Annotated in this window: 1 protein-coding gene and 2 pseudogenes; 2 read left to right on the plus strand and 1 reads right to left on the minus strand. The window is 73.7% G+C overall.

What is annotated here, in order from left to right; all coding sequences use genetic code 11:
* Nucleotides 1–902: pseudogene (locus GT042_RS04120) on the minus strand (hypothetical protein); the annotation flags it as partial.
* 243 nt (nucleotides 903–1,145) lie between these two features.
* On the opposite strand from GT042_RS04120, the gene GT042_RS04125 reads away from it, so the two are divergent.
* The gene (locus tag GT042_RS04125) at nucleotides 1,146–2,267 is read left to right on the plus strand and encodes an aminoglycoside phosphotransferase family protein (protein ID WP_161307328.1); all 1,122 of its coding nucleotides are present in this window, start codon (nucleotides 1,146–1,148) and stop codon (nucleotides 2,265–2,267) included.
* Nucleotides 2,268–2,578: 311 nt separating this feature from the next.
* Nucleotides 2,579–2,923: pseudogene (locus GT042_RS04130) on the plus strand (N-acetylmuramoyl-L-alanine amidase); the annotation flags it as partial.

The raw sequence follows: 2,923 nt of genomic DNA on the forward strand, positions 1-2,923 counted from the left end.
GCGTCGTCGGGCCGGCCCAGATGGATCATCTGGCGGGCGGCTCGGGAGAGGGCCTCGCCCGCGCGGGGCCGGTCGCCCCCCTCGCGTGCCGCGTGGGTGGCGATGACGAAGTACTTCTGGGCGGTGGGTTCGAGGCCGACGTCGTGGGACATCCAGCCCGCGAGGACGGCGAGGTTGGCGGCGACGCCCCACAGGCGCCGCTGGAGATGGTCGGGGTGACGGTAGGCGAGCATGCCGCCCACCTCGTTGAGCTGGCCCACCACGGCCTTGCGCTGGAGTCCGCCGCCGTGGGAGGCGTCCCACGCGCGGAACACCTCCACGGAGCGTTCCAGCGCCTCGATCTCCTGCGACCCGATGGGGGCGGCCTCGTAGCGGTCGAACCCAGCGGGGTCGGCGTGCAGGGGAGCGTTGAGCCGGGGGGCGTCGGAGGAGAGGACGGGATCGTGATGCAGCCAGTCGTGCATGGCACTGCTGAGTGCGGAGCCGGTGGCGAGCGCGGCGCCCGCGCCCACCAGGCCGCGTCGGTTGAGCATGAGGTCCATTCCCGTGAATTCGGTGAGGACCGCCGCCGTCCGTTCGGGCGCCCACGGCAGGCCGTCGGGGTTCTCCGCGCTCCCGGCGTCCTGTCGTTTCCCCGTGCGCCCGGACCGTTCAAAGCCGAGGTCCTCGATGGTCACGACACGACCGAGCCGCTCGGTGAACAGCGCTGCCAGCACCCGCGGCACCGGATCGCGCGGGGTCTCCCCCATGTCGATCCAGCGCCGTACGCGCGAGGTGTCCGTGGCCAGTTGGGGGTGGCCCATGGCCGCCGCCTGCCGGTTCACCAGCCTCGCGAGTTCGCCCTTGGACCAGCCGGCCAGGCCGAACAGATCCGACAGACGGGTGTTGGGTTCGCCGCTCACGTCAAGCCCCCAGGTTCTCGGCCGGCTTCGACAGTAACCCCCCGTCAGATACCGGCGGAGGGGTGGCGACCATTCGCCAGGGTTCGCCAGGGTCCGCCAGATGGCGGGCCACCCGCGCGCGGGTGTCGGGTAGGAACGCGCCACCCCGGCCCGGCAGCCGGCCGTACTCCCCAGGGTGCGGACCGGCCGCCGGGACGGGAGGCGCACGCTCCTCAGTCGGCACACGAAGGGATCTGTCCGCCCATGTACACAGCATCGTCCTCCGTGTCCGCCCCGCCCCGGTCGACGCGTACGGTCGCGCCCGGCAGCGGACCGTACCTCGACCCCACGAACGCTCCCCGGCGCTGGGCCGGGGCGGTCAAACAACCGCTCAGCGGGAGACTCGACTTGTCCGGCCCCCAGGGCGCGCAGCTGCGGAAGGCGATCGCTTCGGTGCACCGGATCTGTCCGGAGTTCAATCCGGTGCAGGTCCTGCGCCGCAGCGGGCGGTCCGTCCTGCTCGTCGGATCCACCGGGCGCACCACCGCGGTCGCCAAGTGCCTGCTGGACCACTCCCCCGTCTGGGCGGAGCGGTTCCGCCACGAAATAGCCGCTTATCGCGCGTTCGTGCGGCACCGGCCGCCGGTACGCGTACCGCGCCTCATCGCCGCCGACCCCGACAACTGCACGCTGGTGGTCGAGCGGATGCCCGGCCGCGCGGCGGCGCTGGCCCGCCACCCCGTGGAGGCTCCGCCCCGGGCCGACGTACGGGCCGCGCTCGGCGCGATCGCCCGGCTCAACACCTGGCGACCGCCGCCGGGCATGTTCGACGCCCCCCTCGACTACGCCTCACGGATCGCCCGCTACCACGAGCTGGGCCTGTTCACCGACCGGGACCTGGGCGATCTCCAGAAGCTGCTGCACGGCCTGGCGGCCGGCCGGCAGGGCGCGGGCCAGTTCTGTCACGGCGACGCGCTGCTCTCCAACATCCTGCTCTCCCCGGCGGGCCCGGTGCTCGTCGACTGGGAGCACGCCGGGTGGTACCTGCCCGGGTACGACCTCGCGACGCTGTGGGCGGTGCTCGGGGACGCCCCGGCGGCGCGCCGGCAGATCAGCCAGCTCGCCCAGGCCCCGGGACCGGCGGCCCGGGACGCCTTCCTCGTCAATCTGATGCTCGTACTGACCCGGGAGATCCGGATGTACGAGACGGCCGTCCAGCGCGCCATGCGGGACACGCAGCCGCCCGCCGCGGGCGCGTCGCCGGCCGCGTCCGCCGAGCGGAGCGGCCTGCCGACGGGCGAGGAGCAGCGGTTGCTGCTCAGGCGCCTGCACGACGACTGCGCGATGGCCCGCCGGGCCGTGCGCGCGGCGGTCGGGACCCGCTGACGCGGGGAGGACCGAAGAGCCGCACCGCCGCGCGCCCCGTACCGACAGACGGGGCGCGCGGCGGTGTTCCGTATACGGTCATTGGTTCATGCCACTGACGCGCCGCAGGCCCGGGCGCCACCACCGCGAAACCTCCCGACACGCGAGCTGACATGCGAAATCCTTGTCGTGGCGCCTGATTGACGGATCGTCCGGAAGCCGATACCCCTGGAGCGAGCCAGAGGTACCGGCATCTCGCGCACCACCCGTCACTGGAGGCCGCATTGCCCCGTTCCGTCCCCCCACGACCGAGGAACGTACGCGGACGCACGCTGGGAGCGGGAGGTGTCCTGGCGGCGGCGGCGCTGCTCCTGCCGCTGGTGGCCGCCGCTCCCTCCGCCACCGCGGAACGCCCCGGATCCGGCACGTTGCAGACCCAGTTCGAGACCGCGGCCGCGCGGTACGACGTACCGGGGAGCGTGCTCCTGGGTGTCGCGTACCTCCAGTCCCGCTGGGACACCCACAGCGGCGCGCCGAGCGTCACGGGCGGCTACGGGCCGATGCACCTGACCGACGCGCGGACGGCCCTCGCCGACGCGCCGCACCACTCCGACGGTACGGAGGACGCGCGCGGTGACTCGGCGCGCCCGGTCAAGGTGGCCGCCTCGGCTGCCGGG

The sequence above is a fragment of the Streptomyces sp. SID3212 genome, assembly GCF_009865405.1.
Taxonomy (GTDB): domain Bacteria; phylum Actinomycetota; class Actinomycetes; order Streptomycetales; family Streptomycetaceae; genus Streptomyces.